The sequence below is a fragment of the Cellulophaga tyrosinoxydans genome, from assembly GCF_900176415.1.
Taxonomy (GTDB): domain Bacteria; phylum Bacteroidota; class Bacteroidia; order Flavobacteriales; family Flavobacteriaceae; genus Cellulophaga; species Cellulophaga tyrosinoxydans.
The window spans coordinates 1,063,909-1,081,631 of the sequence record NZ_FWXO01000001.1; the positions used below are offsets into that span (position 1 = coordinate 1,063,909).

The 17,723-nt window shown below is 33.2% G+C and carries 16 protein-coding genes; 15 read left to right on the forward strand and 1 reads right to left on the reverse strand.

What is annotated here, in order from left to right; translation table 11 throughout:
* Window positions 1–2 precede the first annotated feature (2 nt).
* From B8963_RS04835 to B8963_RS04885, 11 genes are all read left to right on the forward strand, one after another.
* Complete coding sequence (locus B8963_RS04835) at window positions 3–944, forward strand: toll/interleukin-1 receptor domain-containing protein (protein WP_084060274.1); 942 nt, start codon at window positions 3–5, stop codon at window positions 942–944.
* A gap of 13 nt (window positions 945–957) precedes the next feature.
* Window positions 958–1,572 (forward strand): hypothetical protein, encoded by a 615-nt coding sequence (locus B8963_RS04840; protein ID WP_084060275.1) that lies wholly within the window; start codon window positions 958–960, stop codon window positions 1,570–1,572.
* A gap of 171 nt (window positions 1,573–1,743) precedes the next feature.
* The gene (locus B8963_RS04845) at window positions 1,744–2,658 is read left to right on the forward strand and encodes an Abi family protein (RefSeq protein WP_084060276.1); all 915 of its coding nucleotides are present in this window, start codon (window positions 1,744–1,746) and stop codon (window positions 2,656–2,658) included.
* A 379-nt stretch (window positions 2,659–3,037) separates the two neighbouring features.
* On the forward strand, window positions 3,038–3,265 hold the full coding sequence (locus B8963_RS04850; protein WP_084060277.1) for a helix-turn-helix transcriptional regulator: 228 nt from the start codon (window positions 3,038–3,040) through the stop codon (window positions 3,263–3,265).
* Window positions 3,265–4,473: a virulence-associated E family protein gene (locus tag B8963_RS04855; protein WP_084060278.1), complete on the forward strand. Its 1,209-nt coding sequence runs from the start codon at window positions 3,265–3,267 to the stop codon at window positions 4,471–4,473. Before B8963_RS04850 ends, B8963_RS04855 begins: the two co-directional genes overlap by 1 nt.
* 208 nt (window positions 4,474–4,681) lie before the next feature.
* Window positions 4,682–5,644 (forward strand): toprim domain-containing protein, encoded by a 963-nt coding sequence (locus B8963_RS04860; protein WP_084060279.1) that lies wholly within the window; start codon window positions 4,682–4,684, stop codon window positions 5,642–5,644.
* Entirely contained in the window at window positions 5,641–5,937 is a 297-nt protein-coding gene (gene mbpA, locus B8963_RS04865; RefSeq protein WP_084060280.1) for a mobilization protein MbpA, read from the forward strand. The genes B8963_RS04860 and mbpA overlap by 4 nt, the downstream gene beginning before the upstream one ends.
* Window positions 5,938–5,941: 4 nt before the next feature.
* Window positions 5,942–6,814, forward strand: a complete 873-nt coding sequence (locus tag B8963_RS04870) for a relaxase/mobilization nuclease domain-containing protein (RefSeq protein WP_084060281.1) — start codon at window positions 5,942–5,944, stop codon at window positions 6,812–6,814.
* A gap of 12 nt (window positions 6,815–6,826) precedes the next feature.
* Window positions 6,827–7,159 (forward strand): DUF6730 family protein, encoded by a 333-nt coding sequence (locus tag B8963_RS04875; RefSeq protein ID WP_084060282.1) that lies wholly within the window; start codon window positions 6,827–6,829, stop codon window positions 7,157–7,159.
* A gap of 259 nt (window positions 7,160–7,418) precedes the next feature.
* A complete protein-coding gene (locus B8963_RS04880) occupies window positions 7,419–8,369 on the forward strand; it encodes an AAA family ATPase (RefSeq protein ID WP_084060283.1) in 951 nt (316 codons plus the stop codon).
* A gap of 9 nt (window positions 8,370–8,378) precedes the next feature.
* Window positions 8,379–10,895 carry a S8 family peptidase gene (locus B8963_RS04885; RefSeq protein ID WP_084060284.1) on the forward strand — a complete coding sequence of 839 codons (2,517 nt, stop codon included), beginning with the start codon at window positions 8,379–8,381 and terminating at the stop codon, window positions 10,893–10,895.
* Between the two features lie 21 nt (window positions 10,896–10,916).
* On the opposite strand, the gene B8963_RS04890 is transcribed toward B8963_RS04885, so the two are convergent.
* A complete protein-coding gene (locus B8963_RS04890) occupies window positions 10,917–12,134 on the reverse strand; it encodes a site-specific integrase (RefSeq protein ID WP_084060726.1) in 1,218 nt (405 codons plus the stop codon).
* A 488-nt stretch (window positions 12,135–12,622) separates the two neighbouring features.
* Between B8963_RS04890 and B8963_RS04895 the strand changes: the two genes are divergently transcribed.
* Genes B8963_RS04895 through B8963_RS04910 form a run of 4 tightly spaced genes read left to right on the forward strand, consistent with a single transcriptional unit; the run spans window position 12,623 to window position 17,720 of the window.
* Window positions 12,623–13,738 (forward strand): hypothetical protein, encoded by a 1,116-nt coding sequence (locus B8963_RS04895; RefSeq protein ID WP_084060285.1) that lies wholly within the window; start codon window positions 12,623–12,625, stop codon window positions 13,736–13,738.
* An 18-nt stretch (window positions 13,739–13,756) separates the two neighbouring features.
* Entirely contained in the window at window positions 13,757–16,321 is a 2,565-nt protein-coding gene (locus tag B8963_RS04900) for a hypothetical protein (protein ID WP_084060286.1), read from the forward strand.
* A 58-nt stretch (window positions 16,322–16,379) separates the two neighbouring features.
* Window positions 16,380–16,970: an RNA polymerase sigma factor gene (locus tag B8963_RS04905; protein WP_084060287.1), complete on the forward strand. Its 591-nt coding sequence runs from the start codon at window positions 16,380–16,382 to the stop codon at window positions 16,968–16,970.
* A gap of 9 nt (window positions 16,971–16,979) precedes the next feature.
* Entirely contained in the window at window positions 16,980–17,720 is a 741-nt protein-coding gene (locus tag B8963_RS04910) for a tetratricopeptide repeat protein (RefSeq protein WP_084060288.1), read from the forward strand.
* Window positions 17,721–17,723: the final 3 nt, after the last annotated feature.

Sequence of the window (17,723 nt, forward strand, 5' to 3'; positions counted from 1 at the left end):
GGATGAAAGCATTTATATCATATAGCCACCAAGACGAACAAAATTTAGAATTACTACATCGTCATTTGGCACAACTTAAACGCGATGGATTAATTAATACATGGACAGATAAAAATATTCTAGCAGGACAAGAATTAAACGATACAATATCTTCTGCATTGGAGGATTCACAGTTATTTCTTGCATTAATAAGTCCAGATTACATAAACTCAAATTACTGTTATGAAAAAGAGTTTGAGACAGCCCAGAAAATGCAAAAGCAAAATAAAATCACAATTATTCCAATAGTCTTAGAGCCATGTGATTGGCTTAGTACTCCTTTTAAAGATTATAAAGGACTACCCAAAGACGGAAAGCCTGTTTCAGATTGGAGTAATAAAAATACTGCAATGTTAGATGTAATACAAAATATAAGAAATCTAATTTCTGGATATCCTATTGATGTAAAGCCTACAACAAAAGGCAAATCAAAGTCTACATTACCATCTAATTACAAAATAAAAAAAGAGTTTGATTCTTTGCAGAAAATAGATTTTCAAGCGGAGGGTTTTAATAGCTTGAAAAAGATTTTAACAGAAAACCTTAAAGAGATCGAAGTAATAGAAAATATTAAAACACGTGTTCTAAACGACACTAATGAGCAATTTATTGCCACGATCGTGAATCGTAATATGGTTCAAACAGAATCTAAGATTACCATCTCAAAAGGTGATGATTCGCCTATGGCTCAAATGATGGCTAATAGTTCTCAATATAGGTTGTCATTCCAATTTGACGATAGAAGAGGAAATATTTTAGGCTATAGTGTTACTTGGGATGATTTTGATCTTTTTTGGGTAAGAGAAGGTGATTTTTTTAGGAGAGAGAAGGAAAAAGTAAGTTTAGATGATATCGCAAATGAAATTTGGGTTGATTGGTTGGAAAAAGTAGGTATTATTGTTTAGAAGATAAATAATTATGGCAGAGTGTATAGATTGTGGAGCGTTTACAAAATTTGAAGGAGGTAGATGTTATCCATGTTATCAAAAGGAAAAAAACGACCTGGATGTGGATGATGATGAGATATCAATAGAAAGTAATGGTTTGACTGATAAAGAGCGAAACTACCGTTATAATATGATTAAGGGTAGAATTGCAGAAACACTTATTCAAGAATTATTTTTAAGCCTTGGATTTAATGTTTTTAGATATGGTATGGAAAATACTATCCCTGGCATTATAGAGCTCCTTAAAGGTGTAAAGAGTGATGTTGCTACTGAAATAAAACGAATGCCAGATTTTGTAATTCAGAATCCGAACTCAAATGAAGTGCACTTTGTTGAAGTCAAATTTAGAAGTAGCGGTAGTTTTAAATTAAAGAACTTATCCAAAGACTACCCTTATCAAAATGCTTTAATAATTTTAGTAAGTAAAAAGCACATAAAATGTATTAGTGTAGAAGAGCTAAATGAGGGAAAGGAAATTACTGAATCTACTCGGAACTACTTGGGAAATCGTAAAGAATTTGAGCTCAATAAAGAGGTAATAAAAGAATTTTGCGACTTTGCTACAAAGTTTTTTGAGGGGGTTTAATTGAGTTTTACAATGTAAAATTAAGCTATAGTATTGTTTGTCAGATGGTTAAGTTATTTTTTTGTTAATAAGTATGTTTCATAATTAAAAAGTTATTATCTTTGAATCAACATGCTTACCCCGCTTCCCGTTGGAACAGCGCGCTCAGGGTAAGCTTTTTATTTTTACCAAATGCCTAAAGTTCCTTATGAAAAGCCTGCACTAACATATGCGGGGCAAATTCAGCAGCTACAAGAAAGAGGACTTGAAATCATTAATATACCTAGGGCTACCCACTTATTAGAAAGTATCAGTTATTATCGCTTAAGTGGATATTGGTATCCAATGCTTGCAGATAAAAGTAATCATCAATTCAAAGCAAACTCCACTTTTCAATCTGCTTTTTACCTCTATTCCTTCGATAGGGAATTAAGAGTTTTGATTTTAAGGGAACTTGAAAAAATTGAAGTTTCGATTCGAGCAAAGATGATTTATTTGCTATCCCATGAATATGGTGCTTTTTGGTATCAAGACGCTAATCTGTTCAAAAATCATATTAATCATAGTAAATGTTTAGGAAGTTTAGAGCACGAATACAATAGAAGTGATGAAGAATTCATAGACGCCTTTGCAAAAAAATATTCTAATCCATTACCGCCAAGTTGGATGATGTTAGAGATTACTTCTTTTGGAACATTATCTTTCTTGTATAGTAATTTGAAACCAGGAAAGGTAAAAAGAGAAATAGCTAGTCACTTTGGATTAAATGATAAGACCTTTTCATCGTGGATACATAGCATCGTTTACTTAAGAAATGTGTGTGCGCATCACAGTCGGCTTTGGAATAGGGTTATGAGTATACAACCTGTTAGACCTAGAAATATTTATAAAACTTGGTTAAAAAACGACGGAGTATCAAATAACCGTACTTACTACATACTTACAATCATTTTATTTCTAATGCAGACTATTAATCCGGAACACACAATAGTCACAAGGTTCAAAGCTTTACTGGAGAAATACCCCAATGTTGACGTGTTTGCAATGGGATTTCCTGAAAATTGGGAGGAAGAAGCACTTTGGTCTAATATCAATAATGACATTTAATTTAATTTTTAAAAATCAAGCAGGATTTCTGTCCAGCTAATTGATCCAACTCCAATTTTAGTACTTAATTATAGTATTTTTTAAAAATAATGTATTAATTATTGTTCATAACTCAATGCAACCTATTAATTAGAAAAAAGCCGTCTAATTGCAAGTTCATCAGCCGAACACAAATTCCAGCAACTAAAATTAAAGAGCATTTTAATTGTTTTATTTTAGTTTAAATTGACATAACAACTTGTTATTCAGTTATATGTGAATAACTTACCATCTTCTTTCCTTTCCTAGAGGCTTAGTTTTTCTACCTTTATAACAACACTCCCATAAGGGAAAGCAAAAGCGCTTTTGTTCATTTTATAACCTTAAAAATTTATTTAAGATGGACACAATTTTAATACTAGATCGCTTAGATCGTTTAGAAAAACTATTCATAGGTCAGAAAGAAATTTTGACTCTTGATGAAGCCTGTGACTATACAGGAATTTCAAGAAGCTACTTGTATAAACTTACTGCAAAAGGTAAAATACCACACTCCAAACCTAATGGTAAACTTTTGTTTTTTGAGAAAACAAAATTGGTAGAATGGTTGCTTCAAAATAAAAGGTAATGTTTGCCGAAAACCAAGGCGAAGAACTTTATCACGTAAAGGACGCCAAGAAGAAAACCATTTATGATTATACTATGGAATACTTGGAAGCAAAGTATGATATTACGTATAATGAAATCTCTCACGATTTTCAGATTGCTTTTAAAGATTCTAAAGAATGGCATTATTTGAATTTGAACTCACTAATCATTGAATTAGCAAAAGCAGGCGTAGATATTCCTACAGGTAAGTTAGAAATTCTGATTCGTTCGGAGTGGATTCCGAAATATAACCCTGTTAAAGAATATTTTTTAGACTTACCCAAATGGGATGGTGAGGATCATATTTTAAAACTGACCTCTTATGTACCGACCTATGAAAAAGAGGCATTCAATTATCATTTTAAAAAATGGTTGGTAAGAACCATTAAATGTGCCTTAGAAATCAGCTATTTTAACAAACAAGCTTTTATATTATCACATCAAGGGCAGAACTCTGGAAAATCTACATGGTGTCGTTTCTTATGTCCTCCAGAACTAGCAGCATATATGGCGGAAGATATCAGTAATGATAAAGATGCACGGATACAACTCTGTAGAAACTTTCTATACAATTTAGACGAGTTAGCGGTGCTTTCCAAAAAAGATGTCAATGCTTTAAAATCATTTTTCTCCAAGACCTTTATCAACGAACGCTTACCCTATGATCGCAAAAATACGACCTTACCAAGAATATGCTCTTTTGTAGGTTCCACCAATATGTCTTCTTTTTTAAATGACGAAACAGGATCTGTTCGCTGGTTGTGTTTTGAACTCAAGGGTAGAATTAATTTTGCCTATTCTAAAGAAGTGGACATTAATAAGGTTTGGTCACAAGCGTATCATTTGGCGTATTCAGATCCTACCTTCAGTCCAGAACTTACCATTGATGATATTACGGAAAATGAAGAACGCAATAAGCGCTATACTAAACTGACCTCAGAACAAGAGCTTATCGCTAAGTATTACGAGAAGTCCACAGATATGAAAGACTTCAAGACAGCTTCCGATGTGATGGTGGCGACAAGCTGTCTTAACCTACGTTTAAACCATATAAATATTGGAAGAGCTCTGGCTGGATTTGGCTTTCAAAAAGTAAAGCACCCCAAACGACAAGTGTACGGATATTTGGCCAAATCTATGTTTGCAGAGTCCCCTTGGGAAATAGAATTTTCAAAAAAAACAGAATAATACCTACCTAGTTACCTAAAAGAAAATAAAGTGAATAGGAATAGGGTATTGCATTAGGTAGGATCTTTTAAACCCATCTTACCTGAGAGTTACCTAACCTACCTAAATGGTAAGATAGGTAAGATATAAAACACCTCCAACCTAAGCTCAAAGTCCCGTATCTATTGGTTTAGGTAGAAAGGTAGGAGAAATAACAAAAATTAAGCTGATGAAAGAAAAAAAAATAACAACAACAAGACTATCGTGTGAAAGAGCCCGAGCTTTTCCCATCGAAAAGGCGCTGGCAAAACTAGGGCACTTTCCGACCAATTCAACGGAAAAAGAAGCTTGGTTTTTAAGTCCGCTGCGCTCTGAAAACCAAGCCTCTTTCAAGGTATCCAAGAAACTGAATCGATGGTACGACCATGGAGAAGGAATCGGCGGTAATGTCATTGACCTGATATGTAAAATTAGCCAATGCACCGTAAAAGAAGCCTTAGACTTTATTAAAGCAGATAAGAACTCTTTTTTCTTTCAACAGCAGCAAAGTTTTGAAATAGAACATGAGGATAAAATAGTGATCCAAGAAGTCAAGGAACTTACCCATTACGCCTTGAAAGGATATTTGAAATCCAGATATATTTCAAAAGAAACCTCTAAAAAGTTTATTAAAGAGGTCCATTACCTTTTCAAAGATAAAAAATACTTCGCCATTGGTTTTCAAAACGATTCTGGCGGATGGGAATTGCGGAACAAATATTATAAGAATTGCAGTAGCCCTAAGGATATCACCCATATCAAAAATGGAAATGATAAACTTATTGTTACCGAAGGGATGTTTGATCTGTTATCCATTATTAGCATTGACACAACTCTTGCTTCAGAATATGATTTCTTGGTCATGAACTCAACAGCCTTCATTTCAAAAGCAAGAGAAATAATGAATGGCTATTTACAAATAAAGCTCTATTTGGACTCTGATCTAAACGGAATACGAACGACCAAAAAATTGATGGAGCATTCCAATAACTGTTTTGATAAATCAATTCTTTATCATGGTTTTAAAGATGTAAATGATTGGCTGATAGATACTGCTAAAAAGGGACTTGGTCAGGAGGCGCAAGATGTGTTTTTGTTGCCACAAAAACAAACTTGCTTTACGCCCGATGGTTGCAAAGAAAATCAAAAATGAAAAAGACATATATCAAATTTCGATGCTCCATTTACGAAAAGAAACTGCTTAAAAAAAGAGCAGTACGAGCAGGAATTTCTTTATCGGAATACTGTCGCAATTCCGCCTTTGGAAATTCGATAATTGAACGTTTGACTAGCGAACAGCTGGCACAGTATCAAATGCTCGTTCAGTACAAAAACAACTTTACAAGTATCCGAAATATGTTCAAAAATAGAAACCCAAATTTGGCAAAAGAGGTTGCAACATTAGCAGAACAAATACGCAATCATTTGTTCAATTTTAAAAAATAAATCCATGATTGGTAAAGGGCAATCCATAACACATACCAAAGCATCAATAGACTATGGTTGGAATCAAGAGAAAGATGCTGAAGTAGTTTTTAGACAACATTTGGCAGGAGATACTACAGAGCAGATTACAGATGAATTTAAATTGATACAGGAACAGAATGTACGTTGCCAAAAGAATACCCTCAGTTTTATTCTAAGTCCAATCCAAGAAGAAGGTAAGCAATTAAGTAAAACTCAATTAGGGGAACTGACTCAGAAATTTATACAAGAAATGAACTTAAAAGACCATCAAGCGATTGCATTTGTTAATAGAGATAAAGCACATACCCATGTACACGCTTATGTGAATAGGATAGGTTTTGATGGAAAAGCATACAACGACAGCTTTATCGGAAAACGAAGTCAATTAGCAGCTGAAAACGTGGCTAAGGAAATGGGACTTACTACGGTAAAAGAAGTGCAATTGGAAAAGAACATCAACCTGCAGCCAATACGTCAGGAAATAAAAAACAGACATCAAAGTGTTATGGATAACCAAAGACCCAAAAACCTTGAGGATTACATCAAGGCAATGAAGGCAGAAAATGTGAAGGTCATTCCGAGTATCAATAAAGCGAGCAAATTGCAAGGATTTCGATATGAGTATCAAGGGCATAATTTAAAAGCAAGTGAAGTACATCGTTCTATGTCTGGAGGAGGTATCATGGGACAACTTGCCCAAAACAATAAAGGCATTGGACAGCCCATACAAATGAAGAATACCACTCAAATACTTGGAAAAACAATTGAATTAAGCACAAACCTTGCAGCTAGTATAGCCAAGAGTATGCTAAAAAAAGTAATTAAGAGAAGTATTGACAAAGGAATAGGATTTTAAAAATAGAAAGTTATGGGCTATAAAAAACTAGATGAAGTAATGGAGCTTTTAAGCGACGAATTAGATGGGTTTAATAAAAGTATAATCAGGTTAGAAAAGTTAACGCAAAATGTGGACAATATTAATATCAAAGCGGATACATCAGGAATTGAGCATATGCTTCGAGAACATTTAAGAATAGAGAAAGAAAAAAGTCAAAAATTACAGGAAGCTTTCCAAAAAATGGAAAAGGAACTTTCTAAATCACAAGTAATTCCTAAAATACAACTATGGATTCAATATAGCATTTACTTGATTTCTTTGATTATTATTGGCTACTTGATATTGAATCAAGCATATCTTTAAAAAGGTTAAAACGACAATCGTGCTAATTGGGAAGTAATTGCTATTCCAAATTTGAAAGATTAAGAAAGTTCTCCAAATCAAAAGTAGTATGCGCCCTGTTGGATTTCTTTTTAACGCTTATCAACCCGAACACTAAAGAAATCCAACAGGATCCATGCGCAATTAAGTTATGGTAAGATTTGGGGATTAGATTTGGGTTTTGATTAATCCTTCAAAATTTAATAGTTTAAAGTAATCTTAAATTTGTTAACTTTGAACCATGGCAACCGCTGATCAAATTAAATCCTTACTCCAATCACATTACAAAAATGATGATGAGCGGTTCACTTCAATTGCTTTGCAAGTAGCAGCTCATGAAGCTAGAAAAGGTAATATGGTCATTGCTAAAGAAATTAAATCTCTAATCGATAAATCTAAATCAGGAGGGTTTAAGATTATAAAATTGAGTAGAGATATTAGTGATCTTGTTCTAGTATTTCATCCTGAAAACAGATTAAGTGAACTTATACTTTCGGATGAAATAAGAAACAAACTCCTTCGTATTATAACTGAATACAAGCAAAGAGATAAAATCCAAAAATTTGGTCTCCACAATAGAAGAAAGGTTTTGCTCTCAGGCATTCCAGGAACTGGAAAGACGATTACTGCTTCAGCGATAGCTGGTGAACTGAAACTTCCATTATACGTAATTATGATGGATAAGCTTATGACCAAATATATGGGAGAAACGGCAGCAAAACTTCGTGACGTATTCAATATGATGCAGTCAAATAGAGGTGTTTATCTTTTTGATGAATTTGATGCTATTGGTGCTGAACGAGCAAGGGATAATGAAGTTGGAGAAATGAGAAGAGTTCTTAATGCTTTTCTTCAGTTCATTGAACAAGACACTTCAGATAGTATAATTTTAGGCGCTACCAACAACATTAAAATTTTAGATTCAGCCCTTTTCAGGCGGTTCGATGACATCATAACTTACACTATTCCTAATTCTCAAGAAATAGAAGCACTTATAGTACTGAAATTATCAAATTTTTTAGGGAGTTATAAACTAGATGATGTTATTAAGGAAGCAGAAGGTTTAAGCCATGCTGAAATTACCAATGCATGTAATGATGCATTGAAAGAGATTATTCTTACCGATAAGAAAACTATAATTAAATCACTTTTAATTCAAATGATTCGGGATAGGAAAATGAATTATTTGTAAGCGAATTCTATGGCAGAAGATTTTAAACCACACCTTTTTTTAAAAAACGTACATACTGCCTTACCGTTTACCACAATATCTTCTGGAGGGACTAAAAAAGAATTGCCTGTGAGGAACCGTATACAGCATGGACATTTGCTGTTGGGTCAATTAGAAAACATATGGGAAAAGTATAATAAAGAAAAATATCAAAGACAACGCAAAGCTCTACCAACAAAGGAAGGAGAATACATAACAGTAAAAGGTGTTGAAAACTACGACCTCAACATTGACACTCTAAATAGTAAAATAAGTATAGGAGCGGAATTACTGAATGTGAAATACGATTCAATTACTAAATCACAACAGGCAACAATCTACATACAAGAAAAGGATAGAAAAAAACTAAATTCAGCACTCTCAAGCTACATTAGTAAAAATCGCAAGGACAATGGAAAGCCTGTTAATGAACCTTTAGTAAGTAAGATTGACGATTTTTCAAAAGCAACATTTGAAAATTTGTGGACAGATTCGTTAGATTTTGTTCCGAAAACTAACCAAATTTGGGTAGAGCTGTGGATTAAAGAAGGCAGGCAGAATTTTGAAAAAATACAGAATAGCCTAAAAAAAACATGCGATGTTTATAGTATAAAGGTTAGCGATAGTATTCTTTACTTTCCGGAACGCACAATTATATATATTAAGGCTAACATTAAACAATTAGAGGAGCTAGTTAATTCTTTTGACTATATAGCTGAGTTTAGAAAACCAGAAGAACTAAATGAGTTTTGGCAAAATCAAGGGCCAACTGAACAATCATCTTGGATAACAGATTTACTGAGTAAAATTAAATTTAAAAAAACTAATAATTTTATTACCATTTTAGATACTGGGGTTAACAACGGTCATGAACTTTTGAAACCAATTCTACTTGATGAAAATAGGTTAACCGCAGATATAAATTGGGGAGTGGACGACAAAGCGGACAGTCGATATATTGGACATGGAACGCAAATGGCAGGTATAGCAATTTATGGGGATTTAAAAGAAAAATTACAAGCCCCTAATTCAATCGAAATAAATACCCAGTTAGAATCAGTTAAAATTATTCCTAGAACAGGTATAAACCGCAATAAAGATATTCCGTTTATTACCAAAAATGCAGTTAACATAGCAATTACGTCAAATCCTCTGTTGCATCGTATTTATTGTCTTGCAATTACTGGTACAAATAAGTTTGAATTTGGGAAACCTACAACGTGGTCTGCCACTATTGATGAAATAGTAAATGGTCAAGATGAATTAGACAAAAAGCTTTTTCTAATAAGTGCAGGTAATGTAAGGCATGAGGATGATTTTGAAAAGTACCCAGAGAATAATTTAAATTGCCAAGTTGAAAGCCCTGCCCAATCATGGAATTCAATTACAGTAGGTGCATTCACTGAAAAAATATTGCCTAATCATAAAACACTTGCGCTTAAAGGTGAATTATCCCCCTTCAGCAGAACCTCCAATGGTTGGGGAGACAATTGGCCAATAAAACCTGAAATATTATTTGAAGGAGGTAATATGAAAAAACTTTCAAATGGACAGGTTGATGGAGATAATGAACTTGGTTTATTAACAACTTCTCATGACGTACTTCGAAATAATTTTGCCATAATAGACGCTACTAGTTCTGCCACAGCTTTGTGTGCGTATTTCATGGCTGCGCTTAGAAATCAATACCCAATAGCTTGGGAAGAAACTTTGAGAGGCTTATTGATACATTCTGCATCATGGACGGAAGCTATGAAAAAGCAATTAAAGTTTGATCGGAAACAACAATCGATTGTCCAGATGCTCAGAACCTATGGTTATGGAGTGCCGAACTTAGAAAAAGCTCTTCGATGTAAAAACAATTATCTAACCTTTATATCAGAAGAAACAATTCAACCCTATATAAAGGTGCCAGGGAAGAGTGCTAGGACCAACAATGCTCACTATTATGAATTTCCATGGCCTAAAGAAGCTTTAGAAAATTTAGGGGAAAAGTCTGTTACTTTGAGGGTGACACTCTCATATTTTATTGAACCAAATCCAGGTGAAAAGGGATATTCGACTAAATATTCTTATCAATCTGCAGCATTGAAATTTTCACTTATTCGTCCTGGGGAATCAAGTGAAAATTTCATAGCACGAACAAATAGAATTAATAAAGATAATCTTCGGAAAGAATTAGGTTTAGTAAAGGGCGAAAAAATACCAGCAATTGAATTAAATACTAATACAGGTAATGAACGATGGACATTAGGTGCTGACAATACTTTTAAAGGTTCTATTCATAGTAACTTTTGGGAAGGAAATGCAGTTGAAATAGCATCCTGTAATTTTCTTGCGGTTTATCCCCAAGCAACCGGATGGTGGAAAAATTTAAAGAGCAAAAAGAAATTCAATCAAAAGTTAAGGTATTCTTTGATTGTATCCATAGAAACACCTGAAAATAGCACGGATATCTACACAGTAATAGCTCAAAAAGTTAAGATAGAAAATCTCGTAAAAGTTTAATTATACCTTTTTTGTTTGACTTTATAAATTAACTAATTTTTTATTATAACCATCTAATATGTCATTAGGTAAAGATTTTAAATAAATTTGAGTAGTGGAAAGTCGATTATGCCCTAGCATAGCTGAAATTGCTTGCAGAGGTACATCTTGTAGCATTGCTTGGGTGGCAAAACTATGACGAGAGACATAAGAAGTCAGTCTTTGTTCTATACCACATTTAGTAGCAATCTCTTTTAATCCCTTATTATACCTTTTTCTTGCCCATATTACATCTTTGTATTGCAACTCAAAAGTTTCTCTTTTAATTATAGGAAATATAAATTCAGACTTTTCTTTATTGTTCAGGTAATATGAAAGTAATTCATTCAATTGAGGAGTTATACTAATATCATAAGGTCTGTGTGTCTTTTTTCTTTGAAATTTAATACGATTATCAATTATATTTTCAACTTTTAAGAATGCTAAATCCATAAAGGAAATACCATAAAGCATATAGGACGCTAAGAAATAGTTTCTATAATGAAACAATCCATCTGTTTCATTTAGCTTTAAAATCATTATTGATTTCATGCTTTTGGCATCGATAGCTCTTTTTTCAGTGGGTGCTGTTTTAATTCTATAATTAGTGAAGGGATAGGCCTCTCTCGAAACAACTTCGCTTTTAATTGCTTTGTTAAAAATAGCCTTTATTGTTCTCATGTATGCAGAAAGTCCGTTAATAGAATTTCCTCTCGAAAAATGCCAGCTTTCAAACCTTTTAAGAAAGTCGTAATTGACTTCATTAAATTTTATATCATTTCCATTATTAAATAATTCTAATACTTTAACTATAGAATGATACGTATTTGCATTGCCATATCGCTCTGCAAGTTTCATTTCTTCAACTATTTCAGCACTATATGCCATAAAGGAGTCAAAAGAGGCAGTTTTTACTATTTTTCTTTTGAGTTGTTTAATTGATAAAAAATTAAGTTCATTCTTCTCATATAGTGCATTAATAATATCAGTAGCTCTCGTCTTTTCCTTTAATAATTGATTGTTCAATTTGCTAGTTGAGGAAGTTCCTTTAAAAGCTCTTTTTATTTTTTCGTTTTTATTATCCCAATATTCTTTATTAACAGATTGGCCCAAACTTATGGAGGTTGTTTTTCGCAGATGACTTAATCTTAAAATAATGGGAAAGGTGCCATCTTTTTTCTTCCTACGTTCGTCTAAAGAAAGTTTAATATTGGTATTCATAAAAATAAAGGTATAAAAAATTTGCACGCAATTTGCACGCATTTTACTGATATTATTTGATTTCAAATGAACTCAAAATTTATTAAAATACTGAAATACAATAAGATATGTTAAACTATGATAGAGCTTAATAAGCTTAAGCTTTTGCTGGCAGGCAAGAGGTCACCGGTTCGACTCCGGTATTCTCCACAAACCATCACTTTTAGTGATGGTTTTTTCGTTTTTATTGGGGTCACCAGTTCCTCAGACGCTTTGGGGCGATATTCCACACCACTATTCATAATGTTTCAAGAGTTAAAGACTCTTGAAACATTTTTTATTTGCACGCAAACGAGAATTAATAAAATAAGCTATTCTGGGCAATTCACTTCCTAAGCTCAGTTTCGTATTTAAAGATTAAATAGTTCATGAGGATAAAAAATATCATCGATGATGACATTTCCTAATTAAGTGTATGTATTGGTAAGAACCTTTAAAACATACACAAAATGAAAAGACCAGAAGTTATTCTATTATGCCTCTACCTGTTCCTGAGCAATATATCGTGTGGGCAAAATACAACGAACCAAAAACAAGCAGAATCAGGTGATGCAATCAAGTTTAATGGTAAATCATATATACTAAAAAAAGGTATTGCTATCCCACAAAATCAACAAAACAAAACAATGGATTATAAAATTATTTTTCATGAGTTACGCGATCCTGAAAGAAATATGGTTATGGCTTACTTACCAATACCCAATGATTGGGATATTAAAGAACAGTCTGGCAATGATGGAATTGTTGCTACGGGTCCAAACAACATTAAAATTTACGGACAAAGTGAATTTATGTTTACCTATTCGCAATTACCTGGTTTTAATGAAATGATTTTACAACAGGGGGGAAAAGTACAACCTTTAAAAAGCATAGAGCAATTAGTAAAAGAAGATTTTAACTCTTTATTTGAAAAAGAAGGTTTTAGACTAGCAAGACAGTACCCATTACCTAAGCAAAAAGCCTATGACGAAAATTATGAGCAATTTGTGTTTAAACCAGTGCCTATGCAAAAAACATTTGATGCTATGGCTACAGAATGGGAAGACAATAATGGAAATATAAAACTACTCGTTATTAGACAATTTGTTACCTATACAAATGAAGCATGTTATTGGGGATATAGATTAAACGGACTTGAGGCACTTAAGTCCAATTTTGAAACTGCAAAAAACAATTATTTATACGCCTTAGCAAATTCAAAATTCAACCCGCAATGGTTACAAACGTGTTATTATGAAGATATGCAAACTTCTGCTAGATTAAAAAGGATACATGAAGGTAGAATGGCGGAATTAAGAGCAGAAGGCCAGCGTATAATAGCACGAGGAAATGAACATAGTGCCATGGTAGACCGTAACCACAAAAAATTTATGGATACACATTTGGAGCGAGAATATGTTTCAAACGCCTCCAGTGGGAAAACGTATCAAGTAGATGCAGGTAGCAAAGTGTATTGGATAAATTCTAATGGAGAATACATACCAACTGACAATGTAAATTTTGACCCCAACCTAGACCCGAACCTTAACGGTGAAACTTGGACAAAAGGGACTAATAATAACTAACAATAAAACCAAAACATTATGAAAAAGTTAAAAACATTCACCCTATTTATTTTTTGCGCCTTTTTTATCAATTTAAGTTGTAAAAAAGATGATGATAGTTTTAAAGAACAAGAAGAACAGGGTGAAGGGCCAAACAGAGATGAAGTAGAGGTAAAAATAAATTTACCAGAAGGTTCTGGTTTAAATGTAGGCGACACCTATTTATATACTTTAGGAACTAATGCTGACGTAGATGCTCAAGGTAAAGTATTGGCTCCAATCTTTGATGGCAGCACAGAGCTAGCTTTTCTATTCAATTCTAAAAATGAACCGCTGTTAGCAGGTTTTATTTCGAAGGACAAAAAAGAGATATCTATAAACACTACTGCTGAAGTGCTTTTATATTACGCAGTTCCAGCATATATTCAGAGCAGTGAATTAAAAGACGGTTATTTAAGCGAAATAAATACGTTAAGTAGTTTTTCTTTATTTAGTGAAGGTTTAAAGAATTTGTTCAAAACAGATAATCTAATGCTTCAAAAAGGCAGCTACAAGAGTTTATTACAAGCGCAATTAGATTTATTTTCAGAAACAGATATGTCCAGTAAAACATCTAAAAATATTTCTGTAGACTCAAGAGACGAACGCAGTGGTTTAATACTTGGCGAAAATGATGCCAAAATACACATCAGCAATAAATACAAAAGAGCTGCTCATACTTTTATTTACAAAAAATCTACAACCAATTTAAACGGTCAAGAAAATGTTATAAATGCAGCTATCACTGGTGATGATAAAGCTAATTTCGAATTTGCTCTTAAAGCCGCAACTAGGCCACCGAATGCCCAAGATAGAAAAGTGGATATACATGGACTAGTTTTGGCTTGTAATGTTATAAAATTTGACCAATCTACATCTGAGCCTTTTGATTTGGAGTTGTTTGATAATGAATCAGCAGCTAAATATGAGGTTGCCGTAATTGGAGCAGGAAAACTCCGAAAAAATAGGGAGATGACAACAACCGAACGTCAAAAATTTGAAGAGCTATCAAAAAAAGTTTTTATAATGGATTATTTATTGCCAATTACCTTAGATATTATTGGTAGAAAAAGTGAATTTGATAACAATAAAGAAGGAAAAGAAGAAGCACTTTATAGTGCAGTATTACCATATTTAGAGAAAAACAGCACAGTTAAAAGTCTTGTTTTAGAGAATGAATTTCAAGCAGCTATTGAAGCTTTTTTACCAGTGTTGTATGATAACGGAGGTAGTTTTGGCGAAATTTTTAAGCTTATGCAAGATGTATATGCAGTACTATCTAATGGAGACCCCAATGCATATGATTTTATAGTAACAGATGCCCAAAAAGCTAATTCCACTAAAGTGCTAAAAATTATAGAAGAAACTATGAAGCTTGTAAGCTACCAATGCTTTGATGCGCAATTAGAAGATGTAAGTAATATTGAAACGTGGGAGGTTATTGTAGATCAAGGCAAGGTGAAATTAACACCGCAAACTGCCGTAGTAAGTGTTTTAGCAACCGCTGAGAAAACTCAAGAAATTGAAGCTACGGTTCAGATTAAATTAGAAACGGGAGAATCCATAGAATACGAATGGAAAACCACTACAAAATTTGGCGGTGTTATAAATGATCTTAATGGTAAAAGCGGCAGTACGTTTACATCTAGTTTTAGTAAAGTCTATTTTTTAAGTAATATTGGCGCCTCTCAATTATCTGATGGCGATAACATTGAAGAAGTAAGTGTCACAGCATTTGTAAACGGACCAAATGGCAGAACAGAAGTTGGCAAAGCGACTATGCAGGTTTTTGTAAAAAAGAGCAACTTTATTATGACACCAAACAACAGCAAAATTAGCGGAAACACCACAACAAATATGCAAATACAGCATCTTAACGCTAATATTACAATACCAGATGCTAATACTGATTATAAAATAGTTTGGACAACAACAGGAAATCATGGGCAATTTGAAAGCGGAAAAACCAGTGTTACTACCTATAATACGGATAAACTAAAATATGTATGTACAGATACGGACACCAAAACTGGCACAGAGCAATTTACGGCTGTTATTTATGCTAAGTCAAAAAATAGTGCAGGAGATTATAAACTAGCTGGTGAAGCCGGTGCCATTCTTAATTTAGATAATACCGACCCAAAAAAGATGTATTTCTCTTTAAATGATATCTTTTATATCGAAAAGCTTGTAGATGAAGAATGTATCGTTTCTTCTAACCCTATTGTGACAATAATGGGTGCTCGAAATTATTTATTTAACTCCTTTTTTGTGACAAAAATTGCTAACGCCAAAAGCTATACTTTAACTGTTGCAAGCGTAAAAGATGGTGATGGATACGAATATGGCGGCCGAAGTTGGAGTTGGAATAATAATTCAACCCAATATGCTAATGACGGAGTAGGAACCACTGATCAAAATGGCGACCCTATTACTCTTGTAGGCGATTTTGAACTATACATATATGGCGGGGCTGTAAACACTTGTGCTAATTTTTATGGTGAATATGTAACTAGACTAGCAGCTACACAAGCAACAGGTCAACTAACCGTAATCCTAGAATAAAAAAATAAAATAAAATTTTAACATAAAAAGTGTATCTTTCTTTTGCTATTACCAACCTATGCCTGAGAAAGATACGCTTACTAAAAACTTTTTAGAACAGGAAGAACTCATAAAAGCAATACAAGCTAATGATGAAATTGTGCTTAAAAATCTGTATCAAGAAAACTACTATAAAACTGAGAAATATATAGTTGATAATAATGGAGACATAGCACAAGCAAAAGACACGTATCAGGAGGCATTCATTGCTGTATGGGAAAACGTTCAGAATAATAAATTTACCCCAATGAACCAAACAGCACTTAACGGATATATTTATAGCGTTGCTAAAAATAAGTGGTTAAATTATTTAAAATCTTCGGCATACAAGAAAACGAAAAAATTGGATGCTCATGAGTATAAAATTCAAAATAAACCTGAAGAAATTAGTGCTGAATTTGATGAGGAAAATGCTTCTAAATTAGAACTTGTAGTCACAAATTTTAATACTATTGATGAAGCTTGTAAAAAACTATTGGAAGTATTTTACTATGAAAATAAATCATTAAGAGAAATTGCTGCAGAATTAAAGATTACGGAAGCTTCGGCACGCAACAAAAAATATCGTTGTTTAGAAAAGCTCCGAACTTTAGTACAAACCTCAAATTAAAACCCCAATTTGGAAACAGAACATAACATATCACAAGAACTATTAGAAACCATAGAACGGTATCTGAAGCATACTATGGAGCCAGATGAGCTTGCCACTTTTAAAACAAAGTTAGAAAAAGACCCAGTTTTGAAAAATCAAGTTGATGATACAGCAATGATATTTTCAGGAATAAAGAAGGCGGTCTTAAAAAATAAACTAGACGTTTTACACAGTGATTTAACTGAAAACAAGGCACCTAATAAAGGAAAAACTAAAGTTTTTAAATTGAATTTCAAATCGCTATCAATAGCGGCTTCGATACTTATTTTATTTGGAAGTTTTTGGGTATTTAACCAACAACCAAGCAATGAAAAACTATTTGAACATTATTTTGAGCCTGATAGAGGTTTGGAGACGACCATGAGTCAAACGGATAACTACCAATTTAATGATGCCATGGTAGATTATAAGAATTTGAAATATGACCTAGCCATTGAAAAATGGGAAATTCTATTAAAGAACAAACCCGAAAATGACACACTCAATTACTTTTTAGGTTCAGCATATTTGGCAAACAACAAAGACATTAAGGCAATAGATTATTTTAAAAAAGTGGTGGTTAATCAACAAAGTAGTTTTACACAAGATGCTTATTACTATTTAGGGTTAGCCTATTTACAAGGAAACAATACTGAAGCGGCAATAGAATATTTTAAAAAAAATAACTCCCCCAAAAGCAATGAAATAATTTCTGAACTAAGTGACTAAAAT